The 15,717-nt window shown below is 67.4% G+C and carries 18 protein-coding genes and 1 tRNA gene; 9 read left to right on the plus strand and 10 right to left on the minus strand.

The features are described 5' to 3' along the window. Nucleotides 1-40: 40 nt before the first annotated feature. Nucleotides 41-298 carry a metal-sensitive transcriptional regulator gene (locus QCD75_RS06920; RefSeq protein WP_069950339.1) on the minus strand — a complete coding sequence of 86 codons (258 nt, stop codon included), beginning with the start codon at nt 296-298 and terminating at the stop codon, nt 41-43. Between the two features lie 272 nt (nt 299-570). Here QCD75_RS06920 and QCD75_RS06925 point away from each other — a divergent pair, with 272 nt between their 5' ends. The 4 genes from QCD75_RS06925 to QCD75_RS06940 all read left to right on the plus strand — a co-directional run bounded on the left by QCD75_RS06925 (nt 571) and on the right by QCD75_RS06940 (nt 2,847). Continuing rightward, on the plus strand, nt 571-1,380 hold the full coding sequence (locus tag QCD75_RS06925; protein WP_441005445.1) for an SGNH/GDSL hydrolase family protein: 810 nt from the start codon (nt 571-573) through the stop codon (nt 1,378-1,380). Nucleotides 1,381-1,476: 96 nt separating this feature from the next. After that, nucleotides 1,477-1,686 (plus strand): dodecin, encoded by a 210-nt coding sequence (locus QCD75_RS06930; RefSeq protein ID WP_226759802.1) that lies wholly within the window; start codon nt 1,477-1,479, stop codon nt 1,684-1,686. A 284-nt stretch (nt 1,687-1,970) separates the two neighbouring features. Further along, nucleotides 1,971-2,234 (plus strand): GlsB/YeaQ/YmgE family stress response membrane protein, encoded by a 264-nt coding sequence (locus QCD75_RS06935; protein WP_301227000.1) that lies wholly within the window; start codon nt 1,971-1,973, stop codon nt 2,232-2,234. A gap of 118 nt (nt 2,235-2,352) precedes the next feature. Further along, nucleotides 2,353-2,847: a hypothetical protein gene (locus QCD75_RS06940; RefSeq protein ID WP_301227002.1), complete on the plus strand. Its 495-nt coding sequence runs from the start codon at nt 2,353-2,355 to the stop codon at nt 2,845-2,847. Between the two features lie 32 nt (nt 2,848-2,879). Here QCD75_RS06940 and QCD75_RS06945 read toward each other — a convergent pair whose 3' ends face one another. Next, entirely contained in the window at nt 2,880-3,731 is an 852-nt protein-coding gene (locus tag QCD75_RS06945; RefSeq protein ID WP_301227004.1) for a putative protein N(5)-glutamine methyltransferase, read from the minus strand. A gap of 64 nt (nt 3,732-3,795) precedes the next feature. Between QCD75_RS06945 and QCD75_RS06950 the strand changes: the two genes are divergently transcribed. Continuing rightward, complete coding sequence (locus QCD75_RS06950; RefSeq protein WP_441005443.1) at nt 3,796-4,908, plus strand: lactonase family protein; 1,113 nt, start codon at nt 3,796-3,798, stop codon at nt 4,906-4,908. 186 nt (nt 4,909-5,094) lie between these two features. Here the strand turns inward: QCD75_RS06950 and QCD75_RS06955 are convergent, their stop codons facing one another. Then, nucleotides 5,095-6,117, minus strand: a complete 1,023-nt coding sequence (locus QCD75_RS06955) for a PHP domain-containing protein (protein ID WP_301227006.1) — start codon at nt 6,115-6,117, stop codon at nt 5,095-5,097. A 177-nt stretch (nt 6,118-6,294) separates the two neighbouring features. Between QCD75_RS06955 and QCD75_RS06960 the strand changes: the two genes are divergently transcribed. Further along, on the plus strand, nt 6,295-7,467 hold the full coding sequence (locus QCD75_RS06960; protein ID WP_301227008.1) for a GGDEF domain-containing protein: 1,173 nt from the start codon (nt 6,295-6,297) through the stop codon (nt 7,465-7,467). Nucleotides 7,468-7,479: 12 nt separating this feature from the next. Here QCD75_RS06960 and QCD75_RS06965 read toward each other — a convergent pair whose 3' ends face one another. From QCD75_RS06965 to QCD75_RS06975, 3 genes are all read right to left on the minus strand, one after another. After that, nucleotides 7,480-7,746, minus strand: coding sequence for a hypothetical protein (locus QCD75_RS06965; RefSeq protein WP_301227010.1), 267 nt, complete (start codon nt 7,744-7,746; stop codon nt 7,480-7,482). A gap of 52 nt (nt 7,747-7,798) precedes the next feature. After that, on the minus strand, nt 7,799-8,308 hold the full coding sequence (locus QCD75_RS06970) for a MarR family winged helix-turn-helix transcriptional regulator (protein ID WP_301227012.1): 510 nt from the start codon (nt 8,306-8,308) through the stop codon (nt 7,799-7,801). 122 nt (nt 8,309-8,430) lie between these two features. Continuing rightward, nucleotides 8,431-8,503: transfer RNA gene (locus tag QCD75_RS06975), tRNA-Lys, on the minus strand. A 234-nt stretch (nt 8,504-8,737) separates the two neighbouring features. Here QCD75_RS06975 and QCD75_RS06980 point away from each other — a divergent pair. The 3 genes from QCD75_RS06980 to QCD75_RS06990 all read left to right on the plus strand — a co-directional run bounded on the left by QCD75_RS06980 (nt 8,738) and on the right by QCD75_RS06990 (nt 11,419). After that, the gene (locus QCD75_RS06980) at nt 8,738-9,394 is read left to right on the plus strand and encodes a hypothetical protein (protein ID WP_301227014.1); all 657 of its coding nucleotides are present in this window, start codon (nt 8,738-8,740) and stop codon (nt 9,392-9,394) included. A gap of 389 nt (nt 9,395-9,783) precedes the next feature. Further along, nucleotides 9,784-10,401, plus strand: coding sequence for a DUF47 domain-containing protein (locus tag QCD75_RS06985; RefSeq protein ID WP_301227016.1), 618 nt, complete (start codon nt 9,784-9,786; stop codon nt 10,399-10,401). A 1-nt stretch (nt 10,402) separates the two neighbouring features. Then, nucleotides 10,403-11,419 (plus strand): inorganic phosphate transporter, encoded by a 1,017-nt coding sequence (locus tag QCD75_RS06990; RefSeq protein WP_301227018.1) that lies wholly within the window; start codon nt 10,403-10,405, stop codon nt 11,417-11,419. A 14-nt stretch (nt 11,420-11,433) separates the two neighbouring features. Here QCD75_RS06990 and pstB read toward each other — a convergent pair whose 3' ends face one another. From pstB to pstS, 4 genes are all read right to left on the minus strand, one after another. Continuing rightward, on the minus strand, nt 11,434-12,213 hold the full coding sequence (gene pstB, locus QCD75_RS06995; protein WP_301227020.1) for a phosphate ABC transporter ATP-binding protein PstB: 780 nt from the start codon (nt 12,211-12,213) through the stop codon (nt 11,434-11,436). A gap of 55 nt (nt 12,214-12,268) precedes the next feature. Continuing rightward, nucleotides 12,269-13,378: a phosphate ABC transporter permease PstA gene (pstA, locus tag QCD75_RS07000; protein ID WP_301227022.1), complete on the minus strand. Its 1,110-nt coding sequence runs from the start codon at nt 13,376-13,378 to the stop codon at nt 12,269-12,271. Continuing rightward, a complete protein-coding gene (gene pstC / locus QCD75_RS07005) occupies nt 13,379-14,311 on the minus strand; it encodes a phosphate ABC transporter permease subunit PstC (RefSeq protein ID WP_301227024.1) in 933 nt (310 codons plus the stop codon). 144 nt (nt 14,312-14,455) lie between these two features. Further along, nucleotides 14,456-15,577 carry a phosphate ABC transporter substrate-binding protein PstS gene (pstS, locus tag QCD75_RS07010; protein ID WP_301227026.1) on the minus strand — a complete coding sequence of 374 codons (1,122 nt, stop codon included), beginning with the start codon at nt 15,575-15,577 and terminating at the stop codon, nt 14,456-14,458. Nucleotides 15,578-15,717: the final 140 nt, after the last annotated feature.

Genomic DNA, 15,717 nt, shown 5'->3' on the forward strand with positions numbered 1-15,717 from the left:
CGCCCGGCCTGATGGCCGGGCGGCCCGGGTCAAACGGGGCTCAGGCCAGCGAGAGGAAAAGCTTCTCGAGTTCGGCCCGGTCCAGGCTGGGGTCCTCCTGCTGCATGCACTGCTGCAGGCCGGTGGCGATGATCGAGAATCCCGCCTTGTCCAGCGCACTGGAAACGGCTGCCAGCTGGGTAACGACGCTCTTGCAGTCGCGGCCCTCTTCGATCATCCGGGTGACGGCGGCAAGCTGCCCCTGGGCGCGGCGAAGCCGGTTGATGACGGGCTTCATGTCGGCCGGATCGAGTTCCATTTGTTCCTCCGTATTTCACAGGGTTTGCTTTCCATGATATACCCCCCTACGTATCAGAAACCACCCGGCGGCATCCGGCCGCCCGCACTTCCGCCGGGCCGGGTCGCCACGTGCCGGCGCGCAGGCACCGCCCGGCTAGGGACCTAAGTACCTAGTGGAACCTGAATATTCGGCGTAATGCTGGGGATGTGAACGCCGCCGGTTTCCTGGATCCTGGCGCCGGGCAGTCCGGCACCAGTGACCCCGCCGCGGGGCGGGGCCCCGGCCGGCAGTTGGGCCGGGAGCTGGGCCAAATTGCCGGGCCGCGGGAAGCGGGCCCGTGGAGCCGGTACGTCGCCATGGGGGATTCTTTTACGGCGGGCCTCGGGGATCCGGAACCGCTGAGTCCAGGCGGCATGCGGGGCTGGGCGGACCGAATCGCTGAGGAGCTCAGCGGCGGGAGGTCGGATTTCCGCTACGCCAACCTCGCCGTCAGCGGCCTCGTGATGCGCGAGATCCTCGACCGGCAACTTGGCCCCGCGATCGCGCTGAAGCCGGATCTGGTCACGCTGTCGGCCGGCGGAAACGACCTCGTCTTCCACCGGAGTGACCCCGACCGGCTGGCCGCCAGCCTCGACGCCGCAGTGGGCATGCTCAGCGCCACCGGCGCCACTGTGGTGTTGTTCACCGGTCCCGACTGGGGCGACACGCCGCTGCTGGGGCATAACCGGGGAAGAGTCGCCGTCTTCAACGAGAACATCAGGACCATCGCCGTGCGCCATCACGGTGTGATCGCTGATCTCTGGGCCTTGCGGCAGCTCTCGGACCCGCGAATGTGGGATCCGGACCGCCTGCACTTCTCGCCGATGGGGCACCACACCATCGCGGCCATGGTACTGGAGTCCCTCAGTGTCCCGCACACGTTGAGCCCGCTGGAGCCCAAGCCCATGCCCGCCGGAAGCTGGCGGGAAAGCAAAGCCGGTGACATCGCCTGGTTCACCAACTACCTGCTTCCCTGGATGGTCAGCCGGGTCCGGAAACGCTCTGATGCCCCGCCGCTGGCGCCCAAGCGTCCCGAGCCGGGGCCCGTCTACGGGTCCTGAGGCCCAGCCTCCCGCCCCTAGTCCCGCTGCGATCTGTCCGCTAATCTGCAGGAACGGCCCACTGCCGGGTATCGATGGCGATCACGAGGAGCGAAGTTGTCTAATCACACTTACAGCATTTCTGAAATTGTCGGAACGTCGAGCGAAGGCATTGATGCCGCCGTCCGCAACGGCATCGCAGAGGCCGCCAAGACCCTGCGGAACCTCGACTGGTTCGAAGTCAAGGAAGTCCGCGGGCACCTTGAAAACGGCGAGGTCGCCGATTGGCAAGTGACCATCAAGCTCGGGTTCCGCCTGGAACGCTAAGCTACGGTGCCGGTGCAGCCCGGGCCCGCGCCCGGGACGCGTTCAGCCCCGGGCCACCCGGGCCCCGCCGGCGCCGCCTGTCACCCGGGGTTCAACGTCGCCGACACCGCGAATGTCTGCCGCAGCCCCGGCAGCAGAGCCGGGCCGCGCGAAAAGACGCGTCCCATGGAACCCGCCCGGCTCCTGACTGGCATATTTATACTAAGCATGATTACTATTGAGGCAGAAGGATGTAGCGCACCTGGCAATCCGGGTGCCTCCTCATTGAAGAAGGAACGATTAAAATGGGTTTTATCGCATTTCTGATTCTGGGCCTTATCGCCGGTGCAATCGCTAAGGCAATCCTCCCGGGCCGTCAGGGTGGTGGCATCATCATCACGCTGATCCTTGGCGTCGTTGGCGCTTTCCTGGGTGGCTGGATTGGCAGCGTGCTGTTCAACACGAACATCAACGAATTCTTTTCGCTGTCGACCTGGCTGCTGGCCATCGGCGGTTCGATCATCGTCCTGCTGGTTTACGGCATGATCTCCAAGCGTTCGGCCCGCTAAATCTGACGCGACCGACAACCGGTCCCGGGATTCTTCCCGGGGCCGGTTTTTTGGCACCAGCCCCCCACGTTTTACTGACCACCATAGTTTGAGTACCACCAAAGCGCAGGAGTACAGCATGAAAGGCAAACTTCTTTTCGGAGCCGGAATCGCCGCAGGCTACGTTCTCGGGTCCCGGTCCGGGCGGGCAGCCTACGAAAAGCTCAAGGCACGGGCGGCCGCCCTTTGGGAAAGCCAGCCGGTCCAGGACAGGGTGGCCGCGGCCACTGACGCGGCGAAGGTGAAGGCGCCCGAGGTGACGGAGCAGCTTGGCGAGGCAGTCCGGCGGGCCGGCACGGTCATCGGTTCAGCCGTCCGCAGCGACAACTCCCCCAAGGAATCAGCAAACGATCACCAGCCGGCCGGCGGCAGCACTGCTGCTGCGGGCGCAGGCATCCCCGCACACAGCACCCACCCGGAGACCGTGAACCTCGGAACCTCGGCTGCGGCCGCCGCTTCCGACGTCGAGTCCGACCCTGCGCTGAACGACCAGCACGGCCAGGACTGGTCTGACGAAGGCGGGGCCACCCCTGCCGGAGCCGCAACCAACGTCGATCCCGACAAAGTCGCTTAACTTCAAGGGCGATTAACGACAAGGGCGCTTGACTACGACGGCCGGCCCGTCTCCGCCGGCGGATCATTCAGCGCTGTTCCGATGACGATCGTGGCGTCCAGCTCCCCGGAGCCGGCCACCCGGGCCGTGAGTCCGCTGCGGATGAACAGCCCGGCGGTCCGCGGCGCCTGCCGCCGGCTGGTCTCGATCAGCAGTGAGCCTCCCGGGGCCAGCCATTGCCGTGCAGCGGCGGCCACCCGCCGCTGCACGTGGAGCCCGTCTGTGCCGCCGTCGAGGGAAACCCGCGGTTCGTGGAGGCGGGCTTCCTGCGGCATGGTGGCAATTGCTGCCGATGGCACATAGGGGGCGTTGACGGCGAGGATGTCGATCCGCCCGCGCAGCCGTTCCGGGAGGGCCTCGTATAGGTCCCCCTCGTGGACCGCGCCGCCGAACGGCACGATGTTGCGGGCAGCGCACCGCACTGCGGCGGGGTCGATGTCGGAGGCGTGAAGCTCCAGGGGACCGGCCAGGGCCGCGAGTGCGGACCCGACCGCCCCTGACCCGCAGCACAGGTCGACGACGACGGGCAGCGTGCCGGTGCGGCGTGACGGGAGGGTGATGTTGGATTCGCTGAGGAGCTGCAGGGCCTGCCGGACGAGGAACTCCGTCCGGCGGCGGGGCACAAAGACTCCGGCATCCACTTCGATGCGAAGTCCGCAGAACTCCGCCCAGCCCAGGACGTGCTCGAGCGGCAGTCCGGACACCCGCTGCTCCACGAGGGTGTCCAGCTGATTCGGCGTCGTGGCGGCGGCGGCCAGCAGCAGGGCCTCCTCCTCGGCAAAGACGCAGCCGGCCGCGCGGAGCCGGGTGATGACGGAGGGACCGGGCACGGGAAGTGCCGCCATGCCAAGGACCCCCTCCCGCTTACCGTGCCGGAATACCATGCTATCCAAGTGGCAAGATTGCACCATGTCCAGCCCAAGAATGCCCTTCAAATCTTTGCCGCCCGTGCCGACGAACCCCGCGGTGTCGAACCCCGTGCCGTCGAACGAGCTGATCTGGACCGGTTGTTACACCGCGGACGGCGGCGGGCGCGGGAAGGGGATCGGAGCGCTGCGGGCCGGCACTGACGGAACGCTGCGGTGGCTCGGAGTGGCCGCCCCGGCCGACTCGCCGTCGTTCCTTGCCGTGCACCCCACGCTGGACATCGTCTATGCCGTGGGCGAGACGGCGCGGACCGTCCGGGCGTACCGCCGGTCCGGCGAATTCGGCCTGGAACCCGCCGGCTGCGACTGGCCGGCCGGCGACGCCGCATGCCATGTCGCCGTCGACCCGCAGGGCCGCTTCCTTGTGGTGTCCTGTTGGGGCGACGGCCAGGTCCTGCTCTACGAACTGGACGACGCGGGCGGCATCTCGGCAAGGTTCGCGGCCGCCGCCTCGGACGTGGCCGGGCGCCCCAGCCGGGCCCACGCGAGCCTGATGCTCGACGACGGCAGGGTGATGACCACCGACCTCGGGCACGACCTCCTGCGGGTCTGGAACTATGTGCCCGCACAGGGGCTGCACCTGGACCACGAACTGGCCCTCACCCGGGACAGCGGCCCCCGGCACCTCGTCCAGCATCCCGGCGGGAGCGTGCTGGTGGTGACTGAATACTCGGTTGAGGTGGCCGTGGTGCGGCGCTCCCCCGGGTCCGCAATCTTCTGCCTGGCCGGAATGGGACCGGCCACCAGGGCGGGCGCGCTTGCCGGGGACTCCGGGGCCGAGATCGCGCTCGCGGCGGACGGCAGGCATGCTTACATAGGGGTGCGCGGCTCCAACCGGATCAGCGTGCTTGAGGTGGATGCGGACGGAAACGCCCTCCGACCGCTGGCCGACGTCCCCAGCGGCGGCGACTGGCCGCGGCATCATCTGGTCCGGAACGGCTGGCTGCATGTTTCGCACGAACGCTCCGGGGATGTGGTGACCTACCCGCTGGACCCGGCGAGCGGACTCCCCGGCCAGGCCGCGGGCAGGCTGGAGGTGGCTTCCCCCACCGCGCTGGTCCCGGCGGCCCGGGGAGCGCAGCCGGCCGCAGGCTAGCCCGGGCCGGGCTCCGCAGTCTGCCTTGGCCCCGTTGGCTCTGCAACACCCTGGCTCGGGGGACATGCCCATTTCCCGCGCCGGGGAATGGACATAACGGGACTATGTCCAGCCGCGCCCGCAGCAGGAGGGCATGTCCCGCCGGGGACGGCGTGACCGCTGCAGGCGGTGGGGGTACGCAGGCCTTTAGCTCCCCGGCGCCGCCCACTCCAGCAGGCGGTCCAGGGGCCAGGCGGTGACGATCTGCTCGGCCGGCACGCCGTTGCGTTCCGCGCGCTCGGCGCCGTACTGCAGGAAGTCGAGCTGGCCGGGAGCGTGGGCATCGCTGTCGATGCTGAAGAGGCAGCCGGCGTCGAGGGCCAGCTCGATCAGGGCGTCCGGCGGGTCCTGGCGTTCCGGACGGGCATTGATTTCGACGGCGACGTTATGTTCGGCGCAGGCGGCGAAGACCTCTTTCGCGTCGAACTCGGACGGCGGGCGCGTGCCACGGCCCCCTTGCACGAGACGGCCCGTGCAGTGGCCGAGCACGTTCGTGTGCGGGTCAGCGATAGCGCCGAGCATCCGGCGGGTCATGGTGCGTTTGTCCGAGCGAAGCTTCGAATGCACGCTGGCGACCACGATATCCAGCCGGTCCAGCATCTCCGGAACCTGGTCCAGGGAGCCGTCCTCCAGGATGTCGACCTCGATGCCACGCAGCAGGCGGAAGCCGCCGCCGGAGCCGGCGTTGATCCCGGCGACGATGCCGAGTTGTTCCTCCAGCCGCTCGGCGCTCAGCCCGTTGGCGATCTTGAGGCTGGGTGAATGGTCGGTCAGGGCGAGGTACTCGCGCCCGAGCAGTCGGGCTGCGTCCACCATGGCCTCGATCGGGGACCCTCCGTCGGACCAGTCGCTGTGGCTGTGCAGGTCACCGCGGAGCGCGGCGACCAGCTCGTGCCCTCCCGGCGCCAGCGGCTGGGACCCCCGGTTCCGCAGCCCGCTCAGGTATTCCGGGACTTCGCCCTCAAGCGCCTCCCTGATGACCTGGAGGGTCCGGTCGCCAATCCCTCTGGTCCGTTTGAGCCGTCCGTCACGGACCCGGGCCGCGAGTTCCTCAGCCTCCAGGCCGGCGATGATTCCGGCGGCTTTCCGGAACGCCTGGATTTTAAACGTGGGGGCAAGCTCGCGTTCGAGCCAGAAGGCAATCTCGTTGAGGGCGTCGACGGCATCCATTGCACCATCTTGCACCCCCGCCCGCCGCGCGGGGCCCCCGCGACGCGCCGTTACCGCGCCGCCTTGGGCAGCGGGGCCTGTTCTGAGAGACTTGTCCCGGCCGGGGCGTGATCCGGTGGGGAACTACGCCGGCGGTCCATGGGGAGGACCCTTCCGGCAGCTGGGAATCATCACTTCATGGTGCTGCTCGACAGGTCAACGCTCATGGTGGTCTTCGCCGTGATGACGCTGACGATGCTGGTCCTTTTCTACTTCGACACCTACCGCAAGAGCCGCGCGCCCTTTGCCGGCTGGTGGTGCGGGGCCGTCGCCTCATTCTTCCTGGCCGCCGTCTTCTACCTCATGGGCGAGGTCCGGGACGTGGCGTGGACCCCCAGCGTGGGCAACGGTGTGATGGTGTTTGGCTCCGGTTGCGTCTGGGCCGGGACCCGCTCGTTGGCCGGCCGGCAGATCCGGCCCGGGCTTTTGGCGATCCCCGCGACAGCAGCCGTGGCCGTCGACGCCGCCGTCCGCTACTCAGACAACGCCCGGATCGGCAGCATTGTCCTGTTGGCGCTGATGGGGGCGGCGATAGGTCTCGCTTCCGTGGAGCTATGGCGCGAGCGGGCCGAGTCCTGGCATCTTGTCCGGTCGCTCGCCATCGCAACCGCAGTCAGTGGAGTTTATTACCTGAGCCGGATGATGGGACTGGCGCTGCTCGGGCCGGCCGATCCGCTTTTCCAGGTGCTGTTCGGCACCGGCGTGACCTTGCTGATGGCCATGGTCCTGCTGGTGGTCGTCTCGTCCAGCATCACCTCGCTGAACTACGCCCGCCGGACCGAAGATCTGCAGGAGCTGGCCTACCGCGACGGACTCACCGGACTCCTGAACCGCGGGGAGTTCATGCACCAGGCGCAGCGCAGGCTCCGGGCCAACCTCGCGGCCGGCGTCGGCTCCGCGGTGGTGATGGCGGATCTGGACCGCTTCAAGGCAATCAACGACCACTTCGGGCATGACACGGGCGACGCCGTCATCCGGGCTTTCGCCGAGGCCTGCCGTTCCGCCGTGCGGGAGGGTGACCTGGTGGGCCGCTACGGCGGCGAGGAATTTGCGCTGCTGCTCGACGGCGTCGACGCCGAAGAGGGCGTCCGGGTCGCCGACCGGATCAACGCCGCACTGGCCGAACAAAGCTCCCTGCCCGGGGGCGTGAATGCGCCGACGGCGAGCTTCGGCGTGGTCGACGCACGCGACCGGACAGCGGCTCTGCCGCGCCTCCTCCGGGAAGCCGACCGTGCGCTGTATGACGCGAAGGCGGCGGGTCGCAGCCGGGCGGCAATCAGTTTCACCCCCGCGGCGAACCAGGTACCCTGAGCGCCGGGCTGCTCAACGGCTGAGCTCGAACAGGATGCCGGAGGTATGCACGGCGCCGTCCAGCTGGAAGCCACAACCGCAACGCCACACCGGCGGCAGCTCCGCCGCGGCATCGGCCGGCGCGAAGGAGTAGGAGTACACGCTTTTGGTGGCTGAGGCCGGTGCCTTCCACTCCATTGCCATCCCGCAGTGGCTCGGCGCTGTCAGGGACTGCATGGGAGAAACGCGGGCGGGGGCCAGCTCGGCGACCGCTCCGCCAGGCAAACGAGTATCAGACATAGTTAGTAAGCATACATATAGCTAGTCAGACTAGCGAGTTGGTGGGCGCCGGTTAATCCGACCTCCCGCTTCCGGGCTCCGCGATGGCTTCACTCATCCGGCGCAGGAAGCTGACCACGGTCCGCGCCTCGTCGGCGCTGAGGCTCTCCGCGACGGCCATCATCCTGCGGTGCATATCCCCCAGCGTGGCCCGGACCTCCGCGTCCGTGGCCACCGTTGGAACGACCACCAGCGAGCGCCGGTCCGTGGGATGGGGCTCGCGGCGGACGTGGCCGCTGCTCACGAGCCGGTCGATCAGCGAGGTTGTCGAGGCCGTCGTGATTCCCAGGACGCGGCTGAGGTCCTTGGGGCCGACCCGCTCGCCGTGGGACTGGGCGCGCAGCAGGTACCGCAGCGCCAGCAGGTCCGTCTCGCCCATCCCCATGGAATCCCTCGTGGAGCGCCGCCGGGCAACTTCCACAGTGCGGTACTCACGCAGCGCCTGCAGCACGGCGCCGGGCGGGTCGAGCCTGTCGTCGGGTCCATACCAATACCCGGAGCCGGAGGGGCTGTGCGCGTCCATCCGGCAATACTAGCCGACCTGATAACTAGGCCGCCGTGGGTTTCCCGAGGTACGGGGGCAACAAAAAACCCCGGCACCCTGTCGCCAGGATGCCGGGGGTTTTCCACTCTTCGCTAAAAGAGTGGGCCCTGTGGGGATCGAACCCACGACCCACGGATTAAAAGTCCGATGCTCTACCAACTGAGCTAAAGGCCCCAGCTGAAGACCTCAAACGGCGGATAAATCCGCCCTTCAAGGGCCGATCAGCCCAGTCCATTTCTGGACCTTAATACTGTACCCCAGACCGGCGGGTGTTTTTCGCACCGGGCGCCGATGCCGCCGTCGCGCGGCGGAGTGCGGCCCAGTGACCGGCCGGCACGGGTGAGGGCCGGTTCAGCCCTGCCGGGCCTCACGCTCGATTCCCCGACAGCACAGGAGTAGCGTGGTGGCATGAGCGAGCAAGCAGGATCCAGCACCCCCGGACCGCACCGGCACCACAAGCCGAAGCCCTTCGCCCCCATTGACTTTGAGCCGTTCGCGGGCGGCGCCGATCCGGCCAGGGTCTCCGAGGCCGCCCACCTCGCCGCTCAGGCACTGGTGCGCCGCGGACGCGACAGCGACGACCCCGTCGTGACCAGGCGGCTCGTGAAGCTCGCTGACGAACAGGGGCTGGAAGCCATCGCCGAAATGTGGGCCGAAAGCCCCGCGCGCTCCCTCCCGGGGGCCCTCTGGCGCCTGTACGCCCTCCGCGCCGCCACGATCCAGGATCCCGAGCGGATCTCCGTGTACTTCAAGGCCGGCAAGGACACCGCCCAGGTCTCGCACGTGGTGGCCGGCGCTGCCGAGCCGCCCGGCGCGGACGAGATGAAACTGATGGCGGATGCCATCCTCTCCGGCGCGTTCGACGGCGACTTCGACGTCGCACTGGAACGCTCCGCCGCGTTCTGCCGTGTGGTGGCACTGGGCCAGGCAACACTTGCCGACGGCGCCGAGCACACTAACGAGAACCACGCGAGCAAACTCACGCGGAACTCCCACCTTCTCGTCAAGACCGCTGAGGACCTCGAACACGCCGCCAACGCGTGGCGTCTGGGCGAGCTGGACTGAGCCGGCCGGACGGTGCCGGACACCCGGTACGCATGCCGCCCACGGACTGTCAATGTTGACTTGTCCCCGAGCACGTAGAAAACTAAAAGCGGTGCCGAACCGCGAAACCCCCGGGCTTCAACATCTAGCCGCCTAGAGCGGCCTACCGCCGAGAGGCGTATCCGGTTCGGCACCATTTTCATGCCGCTTTTTCGGGCGCATTTCGGCCGCATTCCCGCAGCGGTGTGGCCGGGTTCACCGGACTGCTGTCATATTCGGGGCCGCCGGGGCGCTTTCCCGCCACGTTCAGGCCGGACGGTAAAGTAATACTCATGCGCGGGCCATCATCACCTCACACGCCCGGCAGACTCAAACCCGTGCACCTCCCTCCCGAAGACCGGTAATCACACGTGAAGCTGCGCCTTTTCCCCCAGGAGCCCGCCGGGCTGAAACTTCTTGCCCAGCTGGCAAGCCAGATTGTGCTCGCCACGGGCACCCTGTCGGAGATCCTTGGCGCCCCGGCCACTGAGAACGCCCGGCTGGTGGAAGACATGCACAACCACGAGGCCAAGTCGGCGGAGCTGCACTTCGCGCTGCTGACGCATATGCGGACCTCCTTCGTGAACCCGCTCCCCCGCGAGGACATGTACGCCCTTTCCCGGTTCCTGAATGAGGCGCTGGAGAAACTCGATGCCGCCGCGGAGCTGGTGTCCCTCTACAAGCTGGACCGGCTCCCGAAACGGGCAGCGGACCAGTTGGAGATCATCAGCAGGCAGGCCGAACTCACCGTGGATGCCATGCGGAAACTGGACAACCTGGACGACCTCGAGGACTACTGGATCGAGATCCTCCGCCTTGCCAAGCGTGCAGAACGCACCCACCGGGTCTGGGTGGCGGACATGCTCCATGAGATGAAATGGGCCCAGTACGCGCGAAACCGGGACATCGCCGACCAGCTCGTGGGTGTCACCAGGGACATGCGCCGGATCGCGACCCAGGTGGGCAGCATCATCGTCAAGGAATCCTGACGTGACGATTTTCCTGTTTGTCCTGGTGGTGGTCTTCGCCGGGGCATTCGCCTTTCTCAACGGCTTCAGGGACGCCTCGGCGGCGGTGGCACTGGCGGTGCGGACCCGCGCCCTCACTCCCACCGTCGCGGTGCTGCTGGCCGGGTTCTTCAATTTCATCGGTGCCGGGCTGAGCGCGGCCCTGGCCCTGGCAGTCAGCCGCGCCTGGATCCAGCTGCCCAAAGGGGAAAACGGGCTCACCATCCTGATGGCGGGCCTCATCAGTGCCGTGCTGTGGGGGATTTACACCTGGTGGCGGGGCATCCCCTCGTCCTCAACGCACGCCCTTGTCGGCGGGCTGGCCGGCGCGGGGGTCGCGAGCGTCGCCGTCGGCGGGAACGGCGTGGGGGGCGTTGACACCTCCCTGCTCGTCCAAGTGGCGCTTCCCCTGCTGCTCTCACCGGCGATCGCCTTCGCCGGCGCCTACCTGCTGGTCTGGCCCGCGACGTGGGCCGCCCGGTATACGCCGCCGAACGTCGTGAACAGCCGCTCACGGCGCGCCCAGAGCATTGCCGTGGGGGCTGTGGCCTTCGCCCACGGGCTCCAGGACGGCCAGCGCACCAGCGCCGTCCTGGTCCTGGCGCTGCTGGCGTCCGGGCTGTCCGACGGCGCCGGGATGCCGGTCTGGGTGGCCCTGTTCACCGCGGTCCTCCTGACCGCCGGAACCCTGGCCGGCGGCTGGCGCATTTCCTACACCATCGGCTACCGGATGGTCCGGATGGATCCCCTGCGCGGCTCCATGGCCCAGCTGTTCAGCTCCGCCATCCTGCTGGTCGGCGCGATTGGACTGCAGTGGCCCATCTCGACCACGCACACTGTCACCTCGGCGGTCCTGGGTTCCGGCACCCACCAGGGATTTCCCGCCACCAACCGGAAGGTGGTGATCCGGGTCCTGATGTTCTGGGTGCTCACCCCGCTCGTCACCGCCGCAGCGGCGTTCGTGCTGGCCCTGTCGCTGTCGCCGCTCGCAGGCCTCTAGGGGCGCAGGAAGGCTTACCCGAAGCGGCCCGAGACGTAGTCCTCGGTGGCCTTCACGCTCGGGTTGCTGAAGATCGTGTGGGTGTCGCCGTATTCGATCAGCCTGCCCGGCTTTCCGGTGCCCGCGATGTTGAAGAATGCGGTCTTGTTCGACACCCGCGCGGCCTGCTGCATGTTGTGCGTCACGATCACCACCGTGTAGTCGTCCTTGAGCTCATTGATGAGGTCCTCAATGGCGAGGGTGGAGATCGGGTCCAGGGCCGAGCAGGGCTCGTCCATCAGGATCACCTGCGGTTCGACGGCGATCGCCCGGGCGATGCAGAGGCGCTGCTGCTGGCCGCCGGACAGGCCGGATCCGGGCTTCGCCAGGCGGTCCTTGACTTCGTTCCACAGGTTGGCGCCGCGCAGGGAGCGCTCCACGAGCGCGTCCGCCTCGCCCTTGGACATCTTCCGGTTGTTCAGCTTCACGCCGGCCAGCACGTTGTCCCGGATGGACATCGTGGGGAACGGGTTGGGCCGCTGGAAGACCATGCCGATCTGCGAGCGGACGGTGACCGGGTCCACGCCGGGGCCGTACAGGTTGTCGCCGTCGAGCAGCACTTCGCCTTCGACCCGGGCTCCGGGGATCACCTCATGCATCCGGTTCAGGGTGCGCAGGAAGGTGGACTTGCCGCAGCCGGAGGGCCCGATGAAGGCCGTGACGGACTTGGGCTCGATGCTGATGTTGACGTCTTCGACGGCCAGGAATTTGCTGTAGTAGACGTTCAGGTCTTTGACGTCGATGCGCTTAGACATGATGTTCCTTCACTTGCTGGAGGTACGGGCTGAAGAGTTGGGTTGCCGGGGCAGGCTAGCGGCCGGTCTTGGGGGCGAACATGCGGGCAATCAGGCGGGCGCCGAGGTTGAGCAGCATCACCAGGATGATCAGGACCAGGGCCGCTCCCCAGGCGCGCTGGGAGGACGGATCCGGGTTGGACGGCGAGGTGGGGTTGAGGATCTGCGTGTAGATGAAGGTCGGCAGCGAGGCCATCCAGCCGCTGAACACGTTGTAATTGATTGACGTGGCGAAGCCGGCTGTGACCAGGATCGGGGCGGTTTCGCCGATCACCCGGGCGATCGCGAGGGTAATGCCGGACGCGATGCCTGAGATCGCCGTCGGGATGACCACCTTGAGGATGGTCCGCCATTTCCGGACACCGAGGGCGTAGGCAGCTTCACGGAGTTCGTTCGGCACGATCTTCAGCATTTCCTCGCTGGAGCGCACCACCACGGGGATCATCAGCACCGACAGGGCGACGGCGGCGACGGCGCCGGTCTTGGTCCCGGGGCCGACGATGGCGAAGAAGAAGGCTGCGGCGAAAAGCCCGGCCACGATCGAGGGGATGCCGGTCATGACGTCCACGAAGAAGGTGATGGCGCGGGCCAGCGGGCGGTCGTCGCCGTACTCCACCAGGTAGACGGCGGTCAGCAGGCCCACAGGCACCGAGATCACGGTCGCCAGCACCGTGATCAGCACGGTGCCGATCAGGGCGTGGAAGATGCCGCCGACCACCGGGGCGCCCTGCTCCACGCTCTTGTTGTCATAGGCGCCGGTGACGCCGTTCATCGAGGTGGAGAGGAAGCCGGGGTCCGTGAGCCCGGGAAGGCCGTTGACCAGGACCGTCCAGATCACGGAGAAGAGCGGCAGCAGCGCGATCAGGAACGCGCCCACGACGAGGCAGGTGGCCAGTTTGTCCTTGGCGCGGCGTGAGCCCTCCACGGCCGCGCTCCAGCCGACGAGCCCGACGGCGAAGAAGACCGCGGAGACGATGCCCCAGCCCAGCGCGTTGAAGCCGATCAGGGCCAGGACGGCGGCGCCGAGAACGAGGGCGATGCCGAGAACCAGGTACGGGGCCCACTTGGGCAGCTGGCCCTTCGTGAGGGCGGAGCGTTTTTTGACGGGGGTCAGGGTGTCGGTCATTTAGTTGGCTCCCGAGAATTCTTTGTGCCGGGTGATGACCCAGCGGGCGATCATGTTCACTCCGAGGGTGATGACGAACAGGACCAGGCCGGCGGCAATCAGCGTGTTGACTTTCAGCCCGCCGGCTTCCGGGAAGTTCAGCGCGATTTCGGCGGCGATGGTCTGGTTGCCGGACTGGATGAGGCTCGCGGTCAGGGCGCCGGAGGACAGCACGAGCGCGACGGCCATGGTCTCGCCGAGGGCGCGGCCCAGACCCAGCATGACGGCACTCACAATGCCGGGGCGGCCGAACGGAAGCACGGCCATCTTGATCATTTCCCAGCGGGTGGCACCGAGCGCCAGCGCGGCTTCCTCGTGCAGCTTGGGGGTCTGCAGGAAGATTTCGCGGGTCAGCGACGTGATGATGGGCAGGATCATGACGGAGAGCACGATGCCTGCCGTCAGGATGGTTTTGCCCGTGGCCGAGGCCGGCCCCTGGAAGATCGGCAGCCAGCCGAGGTTGTTGGCCAGCCAGTTGTAGGCCGGCGAGATTTCCTTGGCCAGGAAGGCGGCACCCCACGCGCCGTAGACCACAGAGGGGATCGCGGCCAGCAGATCGATCACGTAGCCCAGTCCGGAGGCGAGCCTGCGCGGGGCGAAGTGCGAGATGAAGAGCGCGACGCCGATCGCGACCGGCGTCGCGATCACGAGGGCGATGACGGCCGCGATCAGGGTGCCAATGACAATCGGCCAGATGTAGGCGAAAAAGCCTTCGCCGCCCTGGATCTTGTCCGGGGAGGCCACGAGGGCGGGGAATGCCTGGATGACGAGGAAAAGCGCCACTCCGAAGAGCACGGCCAGGATCAGGCACCCAGCGGCCAAGGTGGCTGCGGAAAAGACCTTGTCTCCGGCGCGGCCTGCGCCCCGGGACGTGGTCAGGGAGGTGGTGGTCACTTAACGATCCTTCAGATCTTGGGGTACTTCGGACAAACGCGTCGGTTCCCCGCCCCGGTGCGGCCGTCGGTGGACAGCTATATCGGGACAGGGAACCGGGATCAGGCGGGTGTTTCCACTATGCCTGCAGACGCTAGGTTTTCCCTAGGACTTGACCTTGATGGACTCAATGGACTTGAGGGCCTTGTCCTGCAGGGTCTTGGACAGCGGGGCCGACTTGGCGGCGTCCGCTGCTGCGGTCTGGCCGGCGCTTGAAACCACGTAGCTCTCGAACGCCTTCACGAGGTCCACGGTCTTCTGGTCTGCATAGGTGCTGCAGACGATGTGGAAGGAAACCAGGACCACCGGGTAGGCGCCCGCGATGGTGGTCTTGCGGTCCAGCTTGATGGACAGGTCGTTGGCGTTGCGGCCCGCGACCGGCGAGCCGGCGTCGACTGCCTTGGCTGCTGCCTCGGCGGAGATCTTCGTGAAGGTGTCGCCCACCTTGATCTGCGCGACGCCCAGCTTGCCGCTGACGGCGGAGTCGTCGGCGTAGGTCACAGCGCCCGGGGTGTCGGTGACGGTCTTGACCACACCGGAGGTGCCCTTGGCGTTCTCGCCCTGAAGGGTTGCCGGCCAGACGCCGGAGGCCTTGTCGGTCCACGCCTCGGGCGCTGCAGCGGCCAGGTAGTCGGTGAAGTTGGACGTGGTGCCGGAGTCGTCGGAACGGTTCACCGGGGTGACCTTGAGATCCGGGAGCTTGGCGTCCGGGTTCATGGCGGCGATCGCGGGATCGTTCCACTTGGCAATCTCGCCGCGGAAGATCTTGGCAACGGTCGGGGCGTCGAGCTTCAATTCCTTGATCTCGGGCAGGTTGAAGGCCACGGCGATCGGGGAGATGTAGACCGGGATGTTAAGGGCGCCGTCGGGACCGCACTTGGCGGTGGAGCTGGCGTACTCGTCGTCCTTGAGGTAGGCGTCGGAGCCGCCGAACTGGGCCGAGCCGTCCAGGAGTGCCTTGCGGCCTGCACCGGAACCGTCCGGGGAGTACTGCACCGTGGCACCCTGGTTCGCGGAGGCGAAGTTGGTCTTCCACGCGTCCATGGCTGCGCCCTGGGCTGACGAACCGATGCCGGTCAGCGTACCGGTCACCTGGGGGCCGGAAGCGGACGGCGCGGCGGACTGGGCCGTGTTGGTTGCGTTGTCCGAACCACAGGCGGTCAGCGCGAGAGCGCCGACTGCGATGACAGCGATGGCCGCGTGGCGGCCGAAGCGGAGTGCCTTCACTAGATGTACCCCTTCCAGGGATTTTCTGTGCGTGCCGGGCCGGAGAAGGCCGGGCAGGGATGCGTACGGTTTGTACCTTTACCGAACTTAGGCGGCCCAGGTGAAGAGAATGGCGGTGCAAGGTGAACGGACGGTTAACG

It is taken from the genome of Arthrobacter sp. PsM3 (assembly GCF_030433895.1).
Taxonomy (GTDB): domain Bacteria; phylum Actinomycetota; class Actinomycetes; order Actinomycetales; family Micrococcaceae; genus Arthrobacter.

What these genes read in the sequence shown, in the direction of transcription:
- QCD75_RS06920 (WP_069950339.1), bottom strand. Translation starts at nt 298, where the DNA reads ATGGAACTCGATCCGGCCGACATGAAGCCCGTCATCAACCGGCTTCGC.
- QCD75_RS06935 (WP_301227000.1), top strand. Translation starts at nt 1,971, where the DNA reads ATGGGTTTTATCGCATTTCTGATTCTGGGCCTTATCGCCGGTGCAATC.
- QCD75_RS06940 (WP_301227002.1), top strand. Translation starts at nt 2,353, where the DNA reads ATGAAAGGCAAACTTCTTTTCGGAGCCGGAATCGCCGCAGGCTACGTT.
- QCD75_RS06945 (WP_301227004.1), bottom strand. Translation starts at nt 3,731, where the DNA reads ATGGCGGCACTTCCCGTGCCCGGTCCCTCCGTCATCACCCGGCTCCGC.
- QCD75_RS06950 (WP_441005443.1), top strand. Translation starts at nt 3,796, where the DNA reads ATGTCCAGCCCAAGAATGCCCTTCAAATCTTTGCCGCCCGTGCCGACG.
- QCD75_RS06955 (WP_301227006.1), bottom strand. Translation starts at nt 6,117, where the DNA reads ATGGATGCCGTCGACGCCCTCAACGAGATTGCCTTCTGGCTCGAACGC.
- QCD75_RS06960 (WP_301227008.1), top strand. Translation starts at nt 6,295, where the DNA reads ATGGTGCTGCTCGACAGGTCAACGCTCATGGTGGTCTTCGCCGTGATG.
- QCD75_RS06965 (WP_301227010.1), bottom strand. Translation starts at nt 7,746, where the DNA reads ATGTCTGATACTCGTTTGCCTGGCGGAGCGGTCGCCGAGCTGGCCCCC.
- QCD75_RS06970 (WP_301227012.1), bottom strand. Translation starts at nt 8,308, where the DNA reads ATGGACGCGCACAGCCCCTCCGGCTCCGGGTATTGGTATGGACCCGAC.
- QCD75_RS06980 (WP_301227014.1), top strand. Translation starts at nt 8,738, where the DNA reads ATGAGCGAGCAAGCAGGATCCAGCACCCCCGGACCGCACCGGCACCAC.
- pstB (WP_301227020.1), bottom strand. Translation starts at nt 12,213, where the DNA reads ATGTCTAAGCGCATCGACGTCAAAGACCTGAACGTCTACTACAGCAAA.
- pstA (WP_301227022.1), bottom strand. Translation starts at nt 13,378, where the DNA reads ATGACCGACACCCTGACCCCCGTCAAAAAACGCTCCGCCCTCACGAAG.